This window comes from Mycobacterium pseudokansasii (assembly GCF_900566075.1).
Taxonomy (GTDB): Bacteria; Actinomycetota; Actinomycetes; order Mycobacteriales; family Mycobacteriaceae; genus Mycobacterium; species Mycobacterium pseudokansasii.
On the sequence record NZ_UPHU01000001.1, the window covers coordinates 1517984 to 1533599 of the forward strand.

General features: G+C 63.7%; 13 protein-coding genes and 2 pseudogenes. 10 read left to right on the plus strand and 5 right to left on the minus strand.

All coding sequences use genetic code 11. The features are described 5' to 3' along the window. The first annotated feature begins 26 nt into the window (after positions 1–26). Positions 27–653 carry a Fic family protein gene (locus tag EET10_RS06970; protein ID WP_099188121.1) on the plus strand — a complete coding sequence of 209 codons (627 nt, stop codon included), beginning with the start codon at positions 27–29 and terminating at the stop codon, positions 651–653. Positions 654–689: 36 nt separating this feature from the next. On the opposite strand, the gene EET10_RS06975 is transcribed toward EET10_RS06970, so the two are convergent. From EET10_RS06975 to EET10_RS06995, 5 genes are all read right to left on the minus strand, one after another. Further along, the gene (locus tag EET10_RS06975; RefSeq protein WP_036404255.1) at positions 690–1019 is read right to left on the minus strand and encodes a helix-turn-helix domain-containing protein; all 330 of its coding nucleotides are present in this window, start codon (positions 1017–1019) and stop codon (positions 690–692) included. Positions 1020–1446: 427 nt separating this feature from the next. Further along, the gene (locus EET10_RS06980; RefSeq protein WP_122501994.1) at positions 1447–1848 is read right to left on the minus strand and encodes a type II toxin-antitoxin system VapC family toxin; all 402 of its coding nucleotides are present in this window, start codon (positions 1846–1848) and stop codon (positions 1447–1449) included. A gap of 7 nt (positions 1849–1855) precedes the next feature. Further along, the gene (locus EET10_RS31585) at positions 1856–2200 is read right to left on the minus strand and encodes an AbrB/MazE/SpoVT family DNA-binding domain-containing protein (RefSeq protein WP_082273281.1); all 345 of its coding nucleotides are present in this window, start codon (positions 2198–2200) and stop codon (positions 1856–1858) included. A 93-nt stretch (positions 2201–2293) separates the two neighbouring features. Continuing rightward, the gene (gene istB / locus EET10_RS06990) at positions 2294–3151 is read right to left on the minus strand and encodes an IS21-like element helper ATPase IstB (RefSeq protein ID WP_036406693.1); all 858 of its coding nucleotides are present in this window, start codon (positions 3149–3151) and stop codon (positions 2294–2296) included. After that, positions 3148–4509 carry a Mu transposase domain-containing protein gene (locus EET10_RS06995; protein WP_036398549.1) on the minus strand — a complete coding sequence of 454 codons (1362 nt, stop codon included), beginning with the start codon at positions 4507–4509 and terminating at the stop codon, positions 3148–3150. Before EET10_RS06995 ends, istB begins: the two co-directional genes overlap by 4 nt. A 182-nt stretch (positions 4510–4691) precedes the next feature. On the opposite strand from EET10_RS06995, the gene EET10_RS07000 reads away from it, so the two are divergent. The 9 genes and pseudogenes from EET10_RS07000 to EET10_RS07040 all read left to right on the plus strand — a co-directional run bounded on the left by EET10_RS07000 (position 4692) and on the right by EET10_RS07040 (position 15503). After that, the gene (locus EET10_RS07000; protein WP_036404248.1) at positions 4692–6134 is read left to right on the plus strand and encodes a DUF3375 domain-containing protein; all 1443 of its coding nucleotides are present in this window, start codon (positions 4692–4694) and stop codon (positions 6132–6134) included. Continuing rightward, on the plus strand, positions 6131–6709 hold the full coding sequence (locus tag EET10_RS07005) for a DUF4194 domain-containing protein (protein WP_122501995.1): 579 nt from the start codon (positions 6131–6133) through the stop codon (positions 6707–6709). The genes EET10_RS07000 and EET10_RS07005 overlap by 4 nt, the downstream gene beginning before the upstream one ends. Next, positions 6702–10101: pseudogene (locus EET10_RS07010) on the plus strand (ATP-binding protein). Before EET10_RS07005 ends, EET10_RS07010 begins: the two are co-directional and overlap by 8 nt. Continuing rightward, positions 10098–10604, plus strand: a pseudogene (locus EET10_RS31940) (DUF3322 domain-containing protein); the annotation flags it as partial. The pseudogenes EET10_RS07010 and EET10_RS31940, both read left to right, overlap by 4 nt. Before the next feature lie 107 nt (positions 10605–10711). After that, the gene (locus EET10_RS31945; RefSeq protein ID WP_342774140.1) at positions 10712–11257 is read left to right on the plus strand and encodes a DUF2220 domain-containing protein; all 546 of its coding nucleotides are present in this window, start codon (positions 10712–10714) and stop codon (positions 11255–11257) included. 364 nt (positions 11258–11621) lie between these two features. Continuing rightward, entirely contained in the window at positions 11622–13388 is a 1767-nt protein-coding gene (locus tag EET10_RS07025) for a putative alpha/beta hydrolase (RefSeq protein ID WP_425461684.1), read from the plus strand. 143 nt (positions 13389–13531) lie between these two features. Continuing rightward, on the plus strand, positions 13532–14020 hold the full coding sequence (locus EET10_RS07030; protein WP_225722797.1) for a hypothetical protein: 489 nt from the start codon (positions 13532–13534) through the stop codon (positions 14018–14020). Between the two features lie 303 nt (positions 14021–14323). Beyond that, on the plus strand, positions 14324–14887 hold the full coding sequence (locus EET10_RS07035) for a hypothetical protein (protein ID WP_136624717.1): 564 nt from the start codon (positions 14324–14326) through the stop codon (positions 14885–14887). A 256-nt stretch (positions 14888–15143) separates the two neighbouring features. Then, positions 15144–15503 (plus strand): hypothetical protein, encoded by a 360-nt coding sequence (locus EET10_RS07040; RefSeq protein ID WP_136624718.1) that lies wholly within the window; start codon positions 15144–15146, stop codon positions 15501–15503. Positions 15504–15616: the final 113 nt, after the last annotated feature.

Sequence of the window (15616 nt, forward strand, 5' to 3'; positions counted from 1 at the left end):
CTCGCTGAGCGACAGCCTCGGTCCTGATGCCGCTCACGCCCGGATACGGGGACACCCCGCTTCCCGACGATGAGCTTGAGGCATTACTGCCGCATATCGCCGAGCTTGTGGAAGAGCCGGTCAGCAAGGCTGCGGTCTACGACCTCGAGCAGGGTGTGCAAGAGCAAGTCACAGAGGAACTCCTGACGGTGGTGCTCGACGGCAACCTAGGGCTCGACGACCTGCTGAATGACTTCTTCCTGCGGGATCTCCGCGCTCGGCTCTACGGAGACATATGGGCTTGGGCGGGGGTTTGGTGCAGGCACGAACTCAACATCGGGGTGGCGCCTGAGCAGGTCGCCGTCGAATTGAGGAACTCGCTGGACACGATCCGTTATCGGCGGGAGCACACCACGGACTGGACCGCTCGTGAGCTTGGTATCGCCGTGCACGCCGAGGCGGTGGGGGTCCATCCATTTACCGACGGGAACGGCCGCACGACCCGTTTGCTGGCTGATCTCGTCTTTACCGCGGCGCAGGACTTTGACCCGCTGCAGCAGTACGACTGGAACGTTGACAAGGGCCGCTACATCGCGTTGCTACGTGAATACGACCGGCATCGCAGCGTTGGTGAGCTCGCCAATTTCACTCCGATACGGTCGGTCGACGCCTGATCGGATGGATGCCGGCAGCCGCATCCGCCTGCATCATCAGGTACTCAGCTCGACGGTGCAGTCGCCGAATTCGGCGAGCACACGCAAAGTGCCGCCCAATGCGGCGACGTAGGACTGCAGCGTGCGGAGCTCCGTGTGGGATAGGTCGCCGCTTTCAAGCTTCGATACGCGGGCCTGAGAGACCCCCAGCAGGGCGGCGACATCAGCCTGGCGGGTGTGGCCTCGGGCCTTCCGGATCTCGGTAAGCCGGTAGGCGCCGACCGCTTCCTGCATCTTCTTGCGAGCGGCGCGGGCGCGCAGCGGATCGAGCCGACCTTGCGCGACGGCTTCACGGCGAACCTCGCGCCACGTCCGGGTCATGGTCATTCGTCTCCGGATTCAACGGCCAGCGGGACGGCGTTGTTGACGCCTGGCAGCGTGACCGTCCCCATATAACCCTCCCATTATATGTGTTGTCTGGTTGAAGAAGAGTTCTTCAGGTCGTTGTCGGCTCAGGCGGTGATCCTGCGGCGGGCTTCGGGAGTTTCGCGTTTGGCGCGTCGCTCTTGGAGCTGCTTGAGGCGGTTGCGTCGGCCGAGGTGCCGGTGTGGATGCTCGCCGCGCCGGGGCGGGCAGCCTGCTCCCGAATTCCGGGGTGTACTTACGACGCTTGCGCGACCTACGGACATCCTTCCCGTGGGATCAGCAGTCCGACCAGTTAGCTGTCCACCATCAGAAGTCAACCCCACGCCCCGACGGCATTTGAGCAGTTGGAGGGTCGGCGGCGACAACTAGGCGTCAAAGTTCGCGACGTTCATGGGGAGATCAGTTCGAGGCGTGGGAAGGACGACCGGTAGCGCCGGGGATCGCGCGTCAAGAGCGCACGGCCAGTCGTCGCGGCGTGGGCGCCAATGTAGAAATCCGTTAGCGGCGAACGCTTTTGGCCTCCCCGCCGCCGATATTCGAGGAAGCATTTGCCGGCCAGAAACGCCGCTTCCCATGGTAGGGACTCGCGCTCCAGCTCCGCTGGCAATGCTCGCTCGAGTTCCTCGATCCGCTCAAAGCCGATCGAGATCTCGCCGTAGATGATCGGATTGATCAGCGTTGGCCCACGGTCGAGGGCATCGGCAAGCTGCGTCTCAGACCAGTCGCACCAGCGGGGGTCCTCGGTGAACAGGTCGAGCAGCACGTTTGCGTCGACGAGCGTTCCGGCCACCAGCGAACTATGCGTTGCCGCGCGTCAGTGCCATGATCTCGTCGGTGCTCCTCGCAACCGTGGCACGGCCGCGCATCCGACGTGCAATCGCCTTGCCCCGGGTGGTCTTGTTGCGCACTAACCGGGCGCCGTGTTCGTCAAGTTCGAACTCGACCTCAGAACCCGGCTCAATGCCGAGCTTGCGCCGCACCGCGAGCGGAATAGTCACCTGGCCTTTGCTCGTCACCCGAATGCCAGTCAGCCTATCGGCCGGTAATACCGCTAAGTAATACCAAGCCGAGCACCAGGTGCTACGGCGCACTGGCGGGGACGCCGGTAGCCAGCGCGATATGCGAAGCCTCACCTGGGCCATAACAGCGAGTCTGCGACCTGGGCTCTCGCAGTGACGGCGCTCATCGAAAGTCCCCAGGTGTGCTCGCCGAAATTCCTCACCTGTGAGCAGCGGTCAGTGTAGTGGTTGGCGGGTGCCGGTGGTGGTGCGGCGTAGGGTTTCGGCGGCGGCCTGGTGGTCACGGAGGCGGTAGGACTCGCCGTCGAGGTTGATGACCACGGAGCGGTGCAGCAGGCGGTCGAGCATTGCGGCGGCCACGGTGGTGTCGCCGAGGATCTCCCCCCAGGCGCCCACGCCCCGGTTGGTGGTGATCACGATGCTGGTCTTCAAATACCGTTGGGACACAACCTGAAACAACGCCGAGGCGGCCTCGGCGGGCAGCGGCAGGTATCCCAGTTCATCGATCACCAACAATGTGGGGCCGGCGTAGAACCGCATCGTGGTGGCCCAGCGTCCCTCGATGGCGGCACGGTGACACCGTGCGGCCAGATCGGCGGCAGTGGTGAAGTAGGTCCTGTAGCCGGCATGTGCTGCGGCCCTTGCCAATCCGACCGACAAGTGCGTCTTTCCTGTACCAGGGGGCCCGACCAGCAAAATGTTGGTCGCCGATTCCAGGTAGCGGCACGTCCCGAGTTCGTCGATGAGCTTGCGGTCGATCCCGGCGGCGGCATCGACGTCGAAGTCGACCAGTGTGGCCGGGGTGGGAAGGCAGGCGAACCGCAACCGGCCGGCCAGCCGCCGAGCGGTGGAAGCCTCGACTTCCACGGCCAGCAGACGCTCCAACGCCACGGTCAGCGACAGGCCCTCTGCGGTGGCCTGGTCGAGCACCGCTGGGAGGGCTTCGGCGGCCGCGGCGAGTTTGAGTTCGGCCAGGTGCGAGCGCAGCTGCTGATAGCGGCTCGCGGCTGCTGACGGTGACTCCTCGACGGTGGTCGTGGTGGTGGTCTTGGGGGTGCGGGGGGTGGGGGTCATTGGATGGTCCTGTTCTGGGCGGCCCGCTCGTAAGCGGACAAGTCGATGACGGTGGAATCGGTTGACGGAGTTGACGTTTCAATGGCGGTGATGGATGGCTGCTTGAGTTGAAGCAGTTGCGCGGCAGCGGCTTTGGCCGCCGGGCCCGGTGGGATGCGTTCCTTGCGGCGGTGTGGGCGTCCGGTCGCTGCGGTGGCCATCGCGGCGGCGTCCAGGGCGATGACATGCCCGCTGTCGCGCACCATCACCCCGAGCCCGTCGGCGGCCATCCGGTGGCGCGCGATCACGATCCCGCTCGTAGTGGCGATATCGCAGAACTCACCCCCGACCGGATGCGACACCACGACCTGGGCCGCCGCCAGTTCCGGCGGCACCGAATAGCGGTTGCCGCGGTAAGACACCATCGCTTGACGCGAGGCGGTGCGAGCCTCGGCGACGATCACCGGATACGGCGTCGCCGGCGCCGGTTGCAGTGGCTCTGTTTTGGCCACCACGGCGACTGAGGACCGGCCGTCGGCCGTGGCCCGCAGCCGGGTGTCACCACGGACCCGCGTGAAGCGATCCAGACTCACCTGGGCCGCCTCGACGGTCATATCGTCGGCCAGGGTGCGCCACCAGCGTTGCGCGGCGGTGTGGTTGACCTTCTCCACCACGCCCTTGCGGTTACCGCGCCGGGCCGGGCAGATCGCCACCGCCACGCCGTAGTGCTTGGCCACCCCGGCGAACGACGCGCTCACCCGACCTGAGCCGGGGTCGCACACCGTGGCCATCCGATCGAAGCGCCACACCCGGGTCAGTCCACCCAGGCCACGGGTCACCCGGTCCAGGCCGGCGACCAGATGCGGCTGGTCCTCACTCGGCGCCAAATAGCCGCGCCACATCCCGGAATGCGACAGTGAGCCGACCAACAGGTGCGCTGTCTTTCCCCACCCCCACGATGCCGGTGGGTCGGGCAATTCCAGCCAGTCCCATTGGGTTTCCTCACCCGGCGGGTGCGGGATCACCGCGTTCGGGCGCTGCGTGGCAGTCCGGCAGGCCTCACAAACCGGGCGCAGGTCCCGGGCACGGATGTTGCGGGTCAGGCTCTGATAGGACAACCCGAACCCCAGGTCCTCGAGTTCGTCGAACAGGGTGCGGGCCCACAGGTGCGGGTCCTCGGTCAGCCTCGCGGTGACGTAGTCGACGAACGGATCGAACGGGTCCGGGCCGGGGCGGGCGCGGACCCCGGGTGTGCCGCCACCGGCCAGATACTTGCGGACCGTCTTGCGGTCGAAGCCGGTGTGGCGGGCGATCGCCGAGATCGTCCAACCACGTTTGCGTAGGGCATGTACTTCCACATCGTCCTCCCATGTGAGCATGAGAAAGCGGGCCTCCTTCGGTGGAGCAACTGGCGTCAGACACCAGCAGCTTCGAGGGAGGCCCGCCCTTCTCGGCGGAGCCACACGGGTGGGGAATTTCGATGAGCGTCAGTGGGGAATTTCAGTGAGCGCGGTCAGCAGGGCTTGGATGAAGTGTCGGTGGGCTTGCTTAGGCTCTGACTGTGGAATACGAGGCGATCAATTCATTGCGGGAGCGCCACCCCGCTTGGCGCCTTCTTCGTGCCGGCAATGCCACGCTGATCCTCTCCTTCCTCGGGGTGTTTTTCGTCGAGGACAACCGAGGCGCCTGCCCAGCGAGTCAGGTCGCGGCCGCCCTGGACGACTACGTGTACGCCCTGAACACCGAGATTCCCACCGAGAACGGTCAGCAACGCTTTCCGAAGGACGCTCGGTCCTATCTCGAGGACTGGGCGGCCCCCGACGCGGCGTTTCTGCGCCGGTTTTACCCGGCCGGCGACGACGAAGTCCATTACGAAGTGACTCCGGCGTTCGAAAAGGCCCACGCATGGGTCATGGGCCTCAAAGGCAGGTCCTTTGTCGGAACCGAGTCCAGGCTGCACACCGTGGTCGAGCTGCTGCGACAGATCGTGCACGGAACCGAAGTCGAACCCGATGTCCGGCTGGCCGAATTACGGCGCCGCCGAAACGAACTCGACGCCGAGATCGCCGCCGTCGAGGCCGGGGTTGTTCAGCTGCTGGACGCGACCGGAGTCCGCGACCGCTACCAACAGCTCGCCACAACCGCGCGGGAACTGCTCTCGGACTTTCGCGAGGTCGAAGAGAACTTCCGCCTCCTTGACCGGGCCGCGCGAGAAAAGATCGCGGCCTGGGATGGGTCCAAGGGTGAACTGCTCGCCGAGCTGGTCGGAAGCCGCTCCCAGATCGCTGGCTCCGACCAGGGCCGCAGCTTCCAGGCGTTCTACGACTTCCTTCTCTCCGAGACGCGCCAAGCCGAGCTGGCCGAACTCCTGGCCAAGGTTTCCACCCTCGAGACCATCGAAGCCGACCATCGGATTCGCGGTATTCACCACGACTGGTCCGAAGCCGCCGACCGGGCGCAGCGCACCGTCCGGCAGATATCCGAACAACTGCGCCGCTTCCTCGACGACCAGATTTGGCTGGAGAACCGGCGTGTCCTCAATTTGGTTCGGGCAGTGGAAAGTTCAGCGCTGGAACTGCGCGACAACCCGCCGCCCTTCGGGCTCGAACTGGACCAGCCGGGCCTCGAGATTGCCCTTCCGTTCGAGCGCCCGCTCTACCAGGTGCCGGCGGCGGTCGCGGTCGAGAGCCACCTCCCACCGGCGACCGAGGAGGTCGACACCGACCTACTCTTCGCGCAGACCTTCATCGACCAAGCACGTCTGATCGAGACCATCCGCGATGTTCTGCCGGAGAATTCTTCGGCTTTGTTATCCGACATCATCGCGGCACACCCCATCGAGCAGGGTGCGGCAGAGATCGTCGGCTACCTGGCACTCAACGACGAGGAGGTGAGCGTCGACATGGACGACACCGATGAGACTCTCCTGGAATACTGCGACCCCGCCGACCCGGAAATCGCCAAGCGAGCGAGACTACCGAAAGTGACGGTGCGACGACGATGAGCAACGAGCATGCCACCGCCAGCGCCATCATCCGGCTGATGCAAGGAGTCGTCTACCGCGAGTCGGACGAGGACACCTGGCTGACACTGGAACGTTTGGGCGCCGGCGTGCGAGACCATTTCGCCACCATAGGTGTCGACGTAGTGGTCGATGACGCCGAAGGCTATGCCTATCTTCGGTCCCGGCCATCCGAAGATGGCGACGAGGCACTCCCGCGGCTGGTGCGCAGGCGGGCACTGACGTACAACGTCAGCCTGCTCCTGGTCCTGCTGCGCAAGCGGCTCGTCGAGTTCGAGACCACCGGCAGTGAGGGCCGACTGGTTCTGACCACCGACCAGATCGTCGAGATGCTGCGACTGTTCCAGGCCGAGTCCAGCAACGACGCACGAGTCGTGGACCAGGCGGAGACGACGATCAAGAAGGCCGCCGAACTCGGCTTCCTGCGCCCATTGCGCGGTCAACGCGACCATTGGGAAGTTCGGCGAATCCTCAAGGCCTACGTCGACGCCCAGACCCTGTCGGACTTTGCGGCCAAGCTGCGGGAGTACGCCGGAGCGGCGACCAGTGATGAGTGAAACACCTTCTGCCACAGCCGCACTCGGGGACACCCGACGGGTCGGTTACCGTCTGCAGCACGCGGAGGTGTTGAACTGGGGTACGTTCGACACCCAGGTCTGGCGGTTCAGCCCTGCCACCGATACCGCGCTGCTCACCGGTGATATCGGCTCGGGCAAGTCGACGATCGTCGACGCACTCACCACATTGCTGGTGCCGTCCCACAAGGCCGCCTACAACAAGGCCGCCGGCGCCGAGGCCAGGGAACGCACCCTGCGCTCCTACGTTGAAGGCCACTACAAGTCGGAGCGGAACGAGGCCACCGGAAAGTCCCGCGCCAAGGGACTGCGCGAGAACCGGGGCACGTACTCGGTGATCCTCGGAGTTTTCACCAACCACGGCTACGACGAGACGGTTACCCTGGCCTAGGTCTTCCAGCAGCGCGAGAGCACCGGACAGCCCCACCGCTTCTTCGTCGTCGCGACAAAACAACTGTCGATCGCGACGGACTTCGCCGACTTCGGTTCCGACCTGCGTGATCTGCGCAAGCGGCTGCGGGCCGCCGGAGCGGAAATCTTCGATGAATTCCCCAAATACGCAACCTCGTTGCGTCGCCTGCTTGGAATTCGATCGGAACAGGCCCTCGAGCTGTTTCACCAGACGGTCTCGCTGAAGTCCGTCGGCAACCTCAACGATTTCGTGCGTGACCACATGCTCGAACCGAGCGATTCGACCGAGCGGGTGCGCGACATCATCGCCCATTTCGACGATCTGACCAAGGCTCACGACGCCGTCAAGCGGGCGCGCGAGCAACTCGAAGCGTTGGAGCCCGTCGTAGCGACAACGGCGAAGTACGACGATGCGCTGACGCAGCGCGACGCCCGGGAGCGGGAGCGATCCGCAGTCCGGGTCTTCATCGCAGAGCTTCGGTCAAATCTGCTGGCCGGCGAAATTTCCCAGCTGGAAACCGAGGGCGCGGCCCTGTGGCGGGAGCAGGACAGCGCCAAAGCCCGGCATCAGATGCTGACGTGCGAACGCGAATCCCTCATCGAAGAGCGCGCAAAAGCGGGTGGCGATCGCATCGGCGAGCTGGAACGCCTGGCCCGCGAGGCGCGCGATCAGGCCGAAAAACGCCGTCGTGCAAGGACTTTGTTCGACGCCGCCGTCTTTGCCGCTGGACTGGGAGCGGTCGCCGGCAGCGCGGAGTTCGCAGCCCTATCCGCTCTGGTATCCGCCGAGCGTCCGCGGCTGGCGGCCGAGAAACGAGACCTTGACACGGCCTGCGCCGAAGCGATCGGGAACGAGAAGCAGCTGCAACGCAGGTGCGATCACATCGCGCAGGAGCTCACGAGCCTGCAGCAGCGCACCAGCAACCTGCCCGTCGAGCAGGTTGAGGTGCGCGCTGAGCTGTGCGCGGCCCTCGGGCTGACACCGGACGATCTTCCTTACGCGGGTGAGCTTCTCGATGTTTTCGACGAGCACGCCCAATGGCGGGGAGCCGCCGAACGCGTGTTGCGCGGGTTTGCCCTCTCGCTGCTGGTGCCTCAGCAGCACTACGATGCCGTCGCCGGATGGGTGAACGGTCGACGGCTGACGTTTCACGGCCGCGGCGGAAAGGTGACTGGAGCCAAGCTGGTCTACGAAAGAGTCGCGCGGCAACGTGTTCGCCTGCAGCCGCCGGAGCATGACGGGCTGCTGCTCGGCGACTGTATCGACGTCAAGGACGGGCAGTTCCGCGAATACCTCATCAACGAACTCACGAAACGCGCCGACTTCCGTTGCGCGGCAAGTCTTGAGGAATTCCGCAGCCAGCGGCGGGCCGTTACCCGCGAGGGCCAGGTGCGCTCCGGTGAGCGCCACGAGAAGGACGACCGGTATCGCGTCGACGACCCCCGTCGCTGGGTTCTCGGCTGGGCCAACGAACGAAAGATCGCCGCCCTGCGCACCGAGTTCGCCGAGCTCGAAGCCGAGCGCGAGGCGGCCGCATCCGAGCAAGCCCGGCTCAACACGTTGCGGGAAGCGCTGCAAGAGCGGCTGGACGCACTCCTTCGGATTGAGGGATTCCGCTCCTGGACCGATATCGACGTTGACGAGGCCGAGTCGCGCGCCAACGACTTGGACGCTGAACGGGTTCGGTTGCAGGCCGGGTCATCGCGTTTGGAAGAGATCGCCCGAGCGCTCGAGAACAATGCCAAAGAAGCTGAGGCGGTGGCGAATTCGATCGAGCAACTCACCGGCAGGCTAGCCACCACCGCCGCGAGGGCCAAGCAAGCAGAACTGGACAAGAATCGCGACGACGAACTCGTCGCGAAGCAGCCGGAGGCAGCGCTGGAGGCCGCCCGCCAATCCTACCCAGCCCTCGACGAGCGCCTGGGAAAGAACCGTCCGAAGCGGGCAGCGGAGTGCGCCGAGACCGAGAACGCGCTGGCCGCGGATCTGCATCAACGTATCGACCGGCTTAACAAAGAACTTGGCGGTCATGCGCAGAGCTTGATCCAGTCCATGCTCAAGGTCTTGACCCGGTGGCCTGAGCTTCGCGCGGATATGGACGCCAATGTCGATGCCCGCCAAGAGTTTCTGGCCTTCCGAGACCGCATCGCGACTGACGATCTTCCGCGGTTCGAAAGCGAGTTCAAGGAACAGCTCAACAAGAACGCCATTCAGGAGCTGGCCGGGTTCAACAACTGGCTGCACCGGCAAGCCTCGGTGATCGACGAACGCGTCGACCGCATCAACGAGGCGCTCGGCGCGGTGCCCTACAACCCGGGCCGCTTCATCCGGTTGGAGAAGGAGCCGACCAACAACCAGGACGTGGCGCAGTTCCGTTCGGACTTGCGCAACCTGACCAATGACAGCCTCGCGCTCGACGGCGACTAATACTCCGAGCAGCGCTTCCTCGACGTCAAGCGGATCATCGAGCGCTTCCGCGTGTCGCGATCGCTACGCCGAATCGGACAAGAACTGGACCCGACGGGTTACCGACGTGCGCAACTGGTTCGTCTTCTCCGCTTCCGAGCGCGACGTGGAAACCGGTGCCGAATGGGAGCATTACAGCGACTCCGACGGCAAGTCCGGCGGCCAGAAGGAGAAGCTCGCCTACACGATCCTGGCGGCGTCGCTCGCCTACCAATTCGGGCTGGAGTGGGGTGCGCAGCGGTCACGAGACTTCCGGTTCGCGGTCATCGACGAGGCATTCGGGCGCGGCTCCGACGTCTCGACACGCTACGCACTGGATCTTTTTGCGACGCTCGGGCTGCAACTTCTCATTGTCACGCCGCTGCAGAAGGTTCACGTCATCGAGCCGTACGTGAAGGCGATCGGATTCGTCGACAATCCGACTGGAACATTCTCTCGCCTCCAGACGATGACGATCGAGGAGTATCGGATACGACGGGACGGACGGCGGCCATGAGCGCCGGGTGGACCACGCCAAACGACATCGCCGCCAGGGTCAGACGCCGGTGGGACGACGGATCGCTGTTACGTGCCTACGCCAACGGTGATCGGTTTGATCCGATCGAAGTCCCGCTTCGTGGCCCCAAACCGTCGCAAGTCGGCGACGATCTCGCCGCCGCCCGCGAGTGGGTGGCCGCTCTGGATGCCGGCCGTCGCGACGACAGCCGATACACCCTGCAGTGGCAATCGATCGGAGGCCGACAGATTGGCCGTAACCGGCTGCCCATCCGCGCGGTGGTGTCGATGGACCAGGCCTGGGCGCTGTTGGGCGTGACGACTTTGGTTCGGCGTTTCGACGAGCTCCTGGTTCTCGCACAACAACATCCGCAAGTTCGGAAGTGGATAGTTGACAATCCGCACCGTGCGCTGGCGCTGGCGCACGAGATGCCACAGCTGATCGCTGCCTACACTTGGCTGGACGCTCACCGCAATTCGAACCGGTATCTGCGCGAGATCAGCGCACCCGGCGTCGATACCAAATTCGCTGAAAGGCACCGACCGGTCCTGGCGGCGATGCTTGGCGTTTCCTCGACAGCCTCGGGATTCCTGGCCGGCCTTGGCCTCAAATGCAAGCCGGGATTGGTTCGGCTGCGCCCGGCGCCGTCGTTGGCCTCCCGGCTCCGCTCACCGAGCTGGCGGTGCGTTCCGAGGAGTTGGCGCAGCTCGCGGTGCAACCACGCGCAGCGGTAATCATCGAAAACGAGATCAGCTATCTGTCCGTCGACGTCCCGAAACACGGCGTCGTGGTCGGGGGGAAGGGTTTCGAGGTCGACAGCGTTGGTCGACTGCCATGGCTGGCGGAAGCCAGGGTTCTGTACTGGGGAGACATCGACACCCATGGATTCGCCATACTCGACCGGCTGCGGGCGTGGCTCCCGCAAGCGCGCTCAGTGCTCATGGACCGTGAAACGCTGCTCGCGCACCGCGACCGTTGGGTGACCGAAGACCGTCCGGCCACGTCCGTTCTCACGCGCCTGACGCCCGACGAGCAGGACCTCTACTCGGATCTGGTCGCAGACGGATTGGGTGAACGCGTGCGTCTCGAACAGGAGCGAATCGACTGGCAGTGGACTATACATCGGCTATCAGGTGTTATCAGCGCGGGGATTTGATGAACGGTCGTCGAATTGTCGTTGCACGTGATGTGCCTGTAGCCGCGTCCCAAGTTCGGTGTATGACCTAGGAGTGGCGCAGACGATGGAATGTGATGTCGGACAGGCCCACCGCCGCCGCGCGGTCGAAACGCTGGACGAGATGAACTCGTGACAACATGGTACAAACGCGCCGTCGAACCCATCCGTCGCCAGCATGCCGGCCTCTCATTGAGATGGAGGGATGGGTGCAGTAGCGTTACGCAAGCTCAGAAGGGGTAATGATGTTCGGCGACGCTGATTTACACCCGGGGAAGCCCTACCGCCCGCCTAAACACGCCCAGGATCGGGCCGATCGACTATCGCGAGAACAACCGGCGGCGCAATGCAGCTGCGGTACATAAGTATCCCGGCGTTGATCGCGGAGGCCGGTGGGGATCCGTGGGCGATCAACCAGAGCCTGCAAACTGGTCAGCCGTTGCAGATTTCCCATCTAGCCGAAGCCTTTCACGCTGCTGGCAGATGCACCGCCGAGGCCGAAGCTGCGTTCGAGCAAGCCCGGCGCCGGTTCGATGCTGCCTGGAATCATCAGAACGGTGACCACCCGATCAATGATTCTGCAGAAGTTCAGCGGACCGTCCAGTCGCTCGGTGCGCAGTCGCTGCAGTTGCCGAAGATCGGAGCCGACCTCGAAAACATTACCGCCGCGTTGGCCGAGGCGCAGAAAAGCGCTGGTGGCCAGATCGCTGCGCTGGAAGGTCAATTGGGGCGGCTCGATGAATTGATTGGTCAGGCCCTCGAGATGGAAAAAGACATCCACCCCAGCCCTGCGGACAGGGACGCGCTCGATACGTTTATCAACGCTTGTGAAGACGACGCGATCCGCGACACTAAGGCCGCTGTGGGCCAGCTAGAGGCGACTCGCAATGGCTACTCGGCCACATTGCAGAACTCATTGTCCAGTTTGCGCGCCGACGGCTACGACCCCGCCAGTATCCAGGCGGTCGAGGGTCCGCAGTCGCCGGTGCCGGTACTGCCGGATGACCCTCAACAGTTTGCGCAAGCATGGAACGCTCTCACCCCGGAGCAAAAGGACGCCGAGTACCACCAGAATCCGTTTATTGGCAGCCATCCTGGAATGCCGTGGGACCCGCCAGATCATCTCGGCAAAGACCACTACAATCGGCTGCACCTGTCAGACTTGCAGCAGCACACCCAGGCCGATGTCGACCGAATGCAGCAGCGCGTCAACCAACTCCTCAATGGGCTGTACATGGGTGACCACAGCCAGTCGACCACCGACGAACTCAACGCCCTAAGGCCTCAATTGCTAGCGGCCCGACACACCCTGGAGGGCTACAAGACTGTGCAGGCCACCCTGAACCGCAACGACGGTGTAAAGCGCTACCTCGGCCTCATCGATGACAAAGGTCACGCGGCAGTAGCCATCGGGAACCCCGACTATGCCACGCGCAATGCCATCTTGGTGCCCGGCACCGGCCAAGACCTCTCAGCCTTTGAAGGCAGCGATTCCAAATCTCTGGCCATGTTCCGCGCCGCGCTGCGCGCCGACCCCAGCCTCAACCCGAGCGATGTCGCGGTCACGACGTGGATGGGCTACGACCGGCCGATGAATCTTTTCGAGGCCGCATCCCCCGATCGGGCCCGCGCCGGTGCAGAGGCGCTCGATTCGTTCGAAAGCGGGATGCGGGCCTCCCATGTCGGTGGGCCGTCGATCGACACTGTGATCGGGCACAGCTACGGCTCAACGGAGGTCGGCGCAGCCGCGACAGGCGGGCACCATCTCGACGTCAATAACGTCATCGCGGTCGGCAGTCCCGGGATGCTCTCGCACCATGCCGGCGACTTGAATCTTGATGCCGGTGCCACCGTTTACGGCATGAGGGCGCGTAACGACATCATCGAAATGGTCACCGACCTGACCCTCGGTCATGACCCTGCGGCTTCGGAGTTTGGCGGGACACGGTTGGTGGCGGCGCCGGGCCCCAGCAGCGATCCGGTTGGATTGACGCCTAGCGTCGCGGCCCATAGCAGCTACTGGGATTACGACAACCCGGCGCTGCGTAACATGGGCGCCGTTATCGCTGGCGTTCCGGCTCCCCAAGTCATTCCAAACGAGGGGGGACGTTAGGCGAAATGAACCATCTGCACCGGCCATCTAGACTGCGCATCCTCACTGCTCTGTTGATCGTGATGTTGGTCGGTGCTTGCAGTCACGGCAGCCCGCTCGGGCCGCCCACACCTACAGGCGCCACCGTCCTTGGAGGCACACCCATGGAGTCAGCACCGGCACCGCCACCGGGATGGAAGTTGCAACCCGTGGTGCCCGAAACCCAGCAGCAAGCCCAAGACGCGCTGATTGGATACCTCACGAAGACCCTACAGAACCTTCCCCCGGGAACAACTATTGACGCCACCCGCTATAGCGGTGGAGCCAACACCGTCCCGTGCAAAGATGTCATCAGCGGTACGCCGCCCTTAGAGCTATCCACGGTCGGCGACCTCAAGCCTCCTCCCGGCGCCGACGTGGATGCCATAATTGCGAAGACCGGCGACATCTGGAAAAGCTGGGGCTGGTACGTCTTCGAACGAGACGGCTTCTACAAGCCCAACCGGTTTGGATATTCCCCTGACGGCTACAGCTTGAGCATCGAAGCGACATCCCGACCGGGCTACCCGCCCACTCTCGGGGGAGTATCACCTTGCTTTCCCCCCGATGTTCCGAATGATCGCAGCCCCTTTCCTATGATTCTCACTGCGTGATGACGCTGGGCAACCGTAATGGACAACCCGATAGAACACTATCCACTGAAGTTGACGACCTACCGCCGAAAGTCCGCCGACTCGTGTCGGCGAAAGTGTCACTGGCGCAGGCTGAATCGCGCTGTCGGGCAACCTGTAAGCGGTCGTCGGGCAGGTTGACAACCTTTCACTTTGGTGATGGTGTCGAGCCACCGTGGGTGACGTCGGCTTGTGAAAGTCGGTTGGCGCCGCGTTGATGGGGCTCGGGGTTTGTGCGCCGGGTGAGCGCTGGTCATCCTTAACGATGGAGGACATTGAACCCCGATGATCCGCGTCAGCCAACCACCATTTGCCGCATTTGCGGTTGCCCTCACGATCGTGCTGTTCGTCTGTGCCTGCAGTCACGACAGCCCGCTCGGGCCGCCTACACCAGCCGGCGCCACCCCACTAGGAGGACCAACTATGGAATCCGGACCGCCGCCACCACCTGGATGGAAGCTCCAGCCCGCCATTCCCGAAACTCAGCAGCAGGCACAGGACATTGTGATCGGATACCTGAAGAAGACCCTGCAGGCGCTTCCACCGGGAATAACGCTGGACGCCACGCGCTACAGCAGCGGCGCCACCGTCGCCCCGTGTCAGGATGTCACCAGCGGCACCTCGCCGATGGAATTGGCAACAAATGGCGATTTGACATTCCCACCAGGTATCGACTCCGAAGCTCTCATCGTCAAGACCGGTGATATCTGGAAAAGCTGGGGCTGGTACGTCTACGAACGGGACGGCTTCTACAAACCGAATCGCTTTGGCTACGCACCAGACGGTTACATTCTGCAAATAGTGGCGCGATACAAGTCCGGGTATCCCCCTAGCCTTCAAGGTATTTGACCTTGCTTTCCCCCCGATCTGCCCAGTGATCGCAGCCGTTTTCCGATGATTCTTACTGCGTGAAACAGAGGGCCATCCTTAACGGACAAACAAAACGCTGCGGTGTAGGCCACCATGGGGATGCTGGCCGTACGATTGGCTCGATGAAAAGTTCTTCTGAATTGGTAGCGGTCGTCTGATCGAGGATGAACGTGATTCGGAAAGACACCGGAGTGCGCTGTCCCGCTTCGGCTGCCCCTGAGAAAACATGACGACGATGACCGTAGTTCGTGCCGAACTGGCACCAAAGTTCTACTTTGGTGACGACGCGGTGTTGTTGGCCATGGACACCGCTGGGGTGAACACCGTCCTGGCAGCGCTGTTTCAGGCTGAGCGCCAGGGGTCGTCTCGGATACCGCACGACGGGAAGATCCACGAATTCCTGATCGATCCCGGCGCGGCTGACATCGAGCTGCACGACGACAAGGTCGTGTGGCGGCTTGACGATGCCACGGCGATAGAAATCATCGAGTTGTTGACGGCGATGACTCATAGCACCACAGGTGCGGGTCATTACTATGTCGACATTTCCGCACCCACCGAGACGCTTGTTCTCTCCCGGAACGAGTGCGTGTAGCCCGGGCAGCTGGGATCGGTGGATCGACGCCGAAAAGCTGCTGATCACAACCAATCGCGACGGCCTCGGTCGAAGTCTCGAGGATTTCCTGTGGGTGTTGGGCGCCCAAGTCG

Coding starts and splice junctions, on each gene's coding strand:
- EET10_RS06970 (WP_099188121.1), top strand. CDS start 27: ATGCCGCTCACGCCCGGATACGGGGACACCCCGCTTCCCGACGATGAG.
- EET10_RS06975 (WP_036404255.1), bottom strand. CDS start 1,019: ATGACCATGACCCGGACGTGGCGCGAGGTTCGCCGTGAAGCCGTCGCG.
- EET10_RS31585 (WP_082273281.1), bottom strand. CDS start 2,200: ATGGCCCAGGTGAGGCTTCGCATATCGCGCTGGCTACCGGCGTCCCCG.
- istB (WP_036406693.1), bottom strand. CDS start 3,151: ATGACCCCCACCCCCCGCACCCCCAAGACCACCACCACGACCACCGTC.
- EET10_RS06995 (WP_036398549.1), bottom strand. CDS start 4,509: ATGCTCACATGGGAGGACGATGTGGAAGTACATGCCCTACGCAAACGT.
- EET10_RS07005 (WP_122501995.1), top strand. CDS start 6,131: ATGAGCAACGAGCATGCCACCGCCAGCGCCATCATCCGGCTGATGCAA.
- EET10_RS31945 (WP_342774140.1), top strand. CDS start 10,712: ATGCAAGCCGGGATTGGTTCGGCTGCGCCCGGCGCCGTCGTTGGCCTC.
- EET10_RS07025 (WP_425461684.1), top strand. CDS start 11,622: ATGCAGCTGCGGTACATAAGTATCCCGGCGTTGATCGCGGAGGCCGGT.
- EET10_RS07030 (WP_225722797.1), top strand. CDS start 13,532: ATGGAGTCAGCACCGGCACCGCCACCGGGATGGAAGTTGCAACCCGTG.
- EET10_RS07035 (WP_136624717.1), top strand. CDS start 14,324: ATGATCCGCGTCAGCCAACCACCATTTGCCGCATTTGCGGTTGCCCTC.
- EET10_RS07040 (WP_136624718.1), top strand. CDS start 15,144: ATGACCGTAGTTCGTGCCGAACTGGCACCAAAGTTCTACTTTGGTGAC.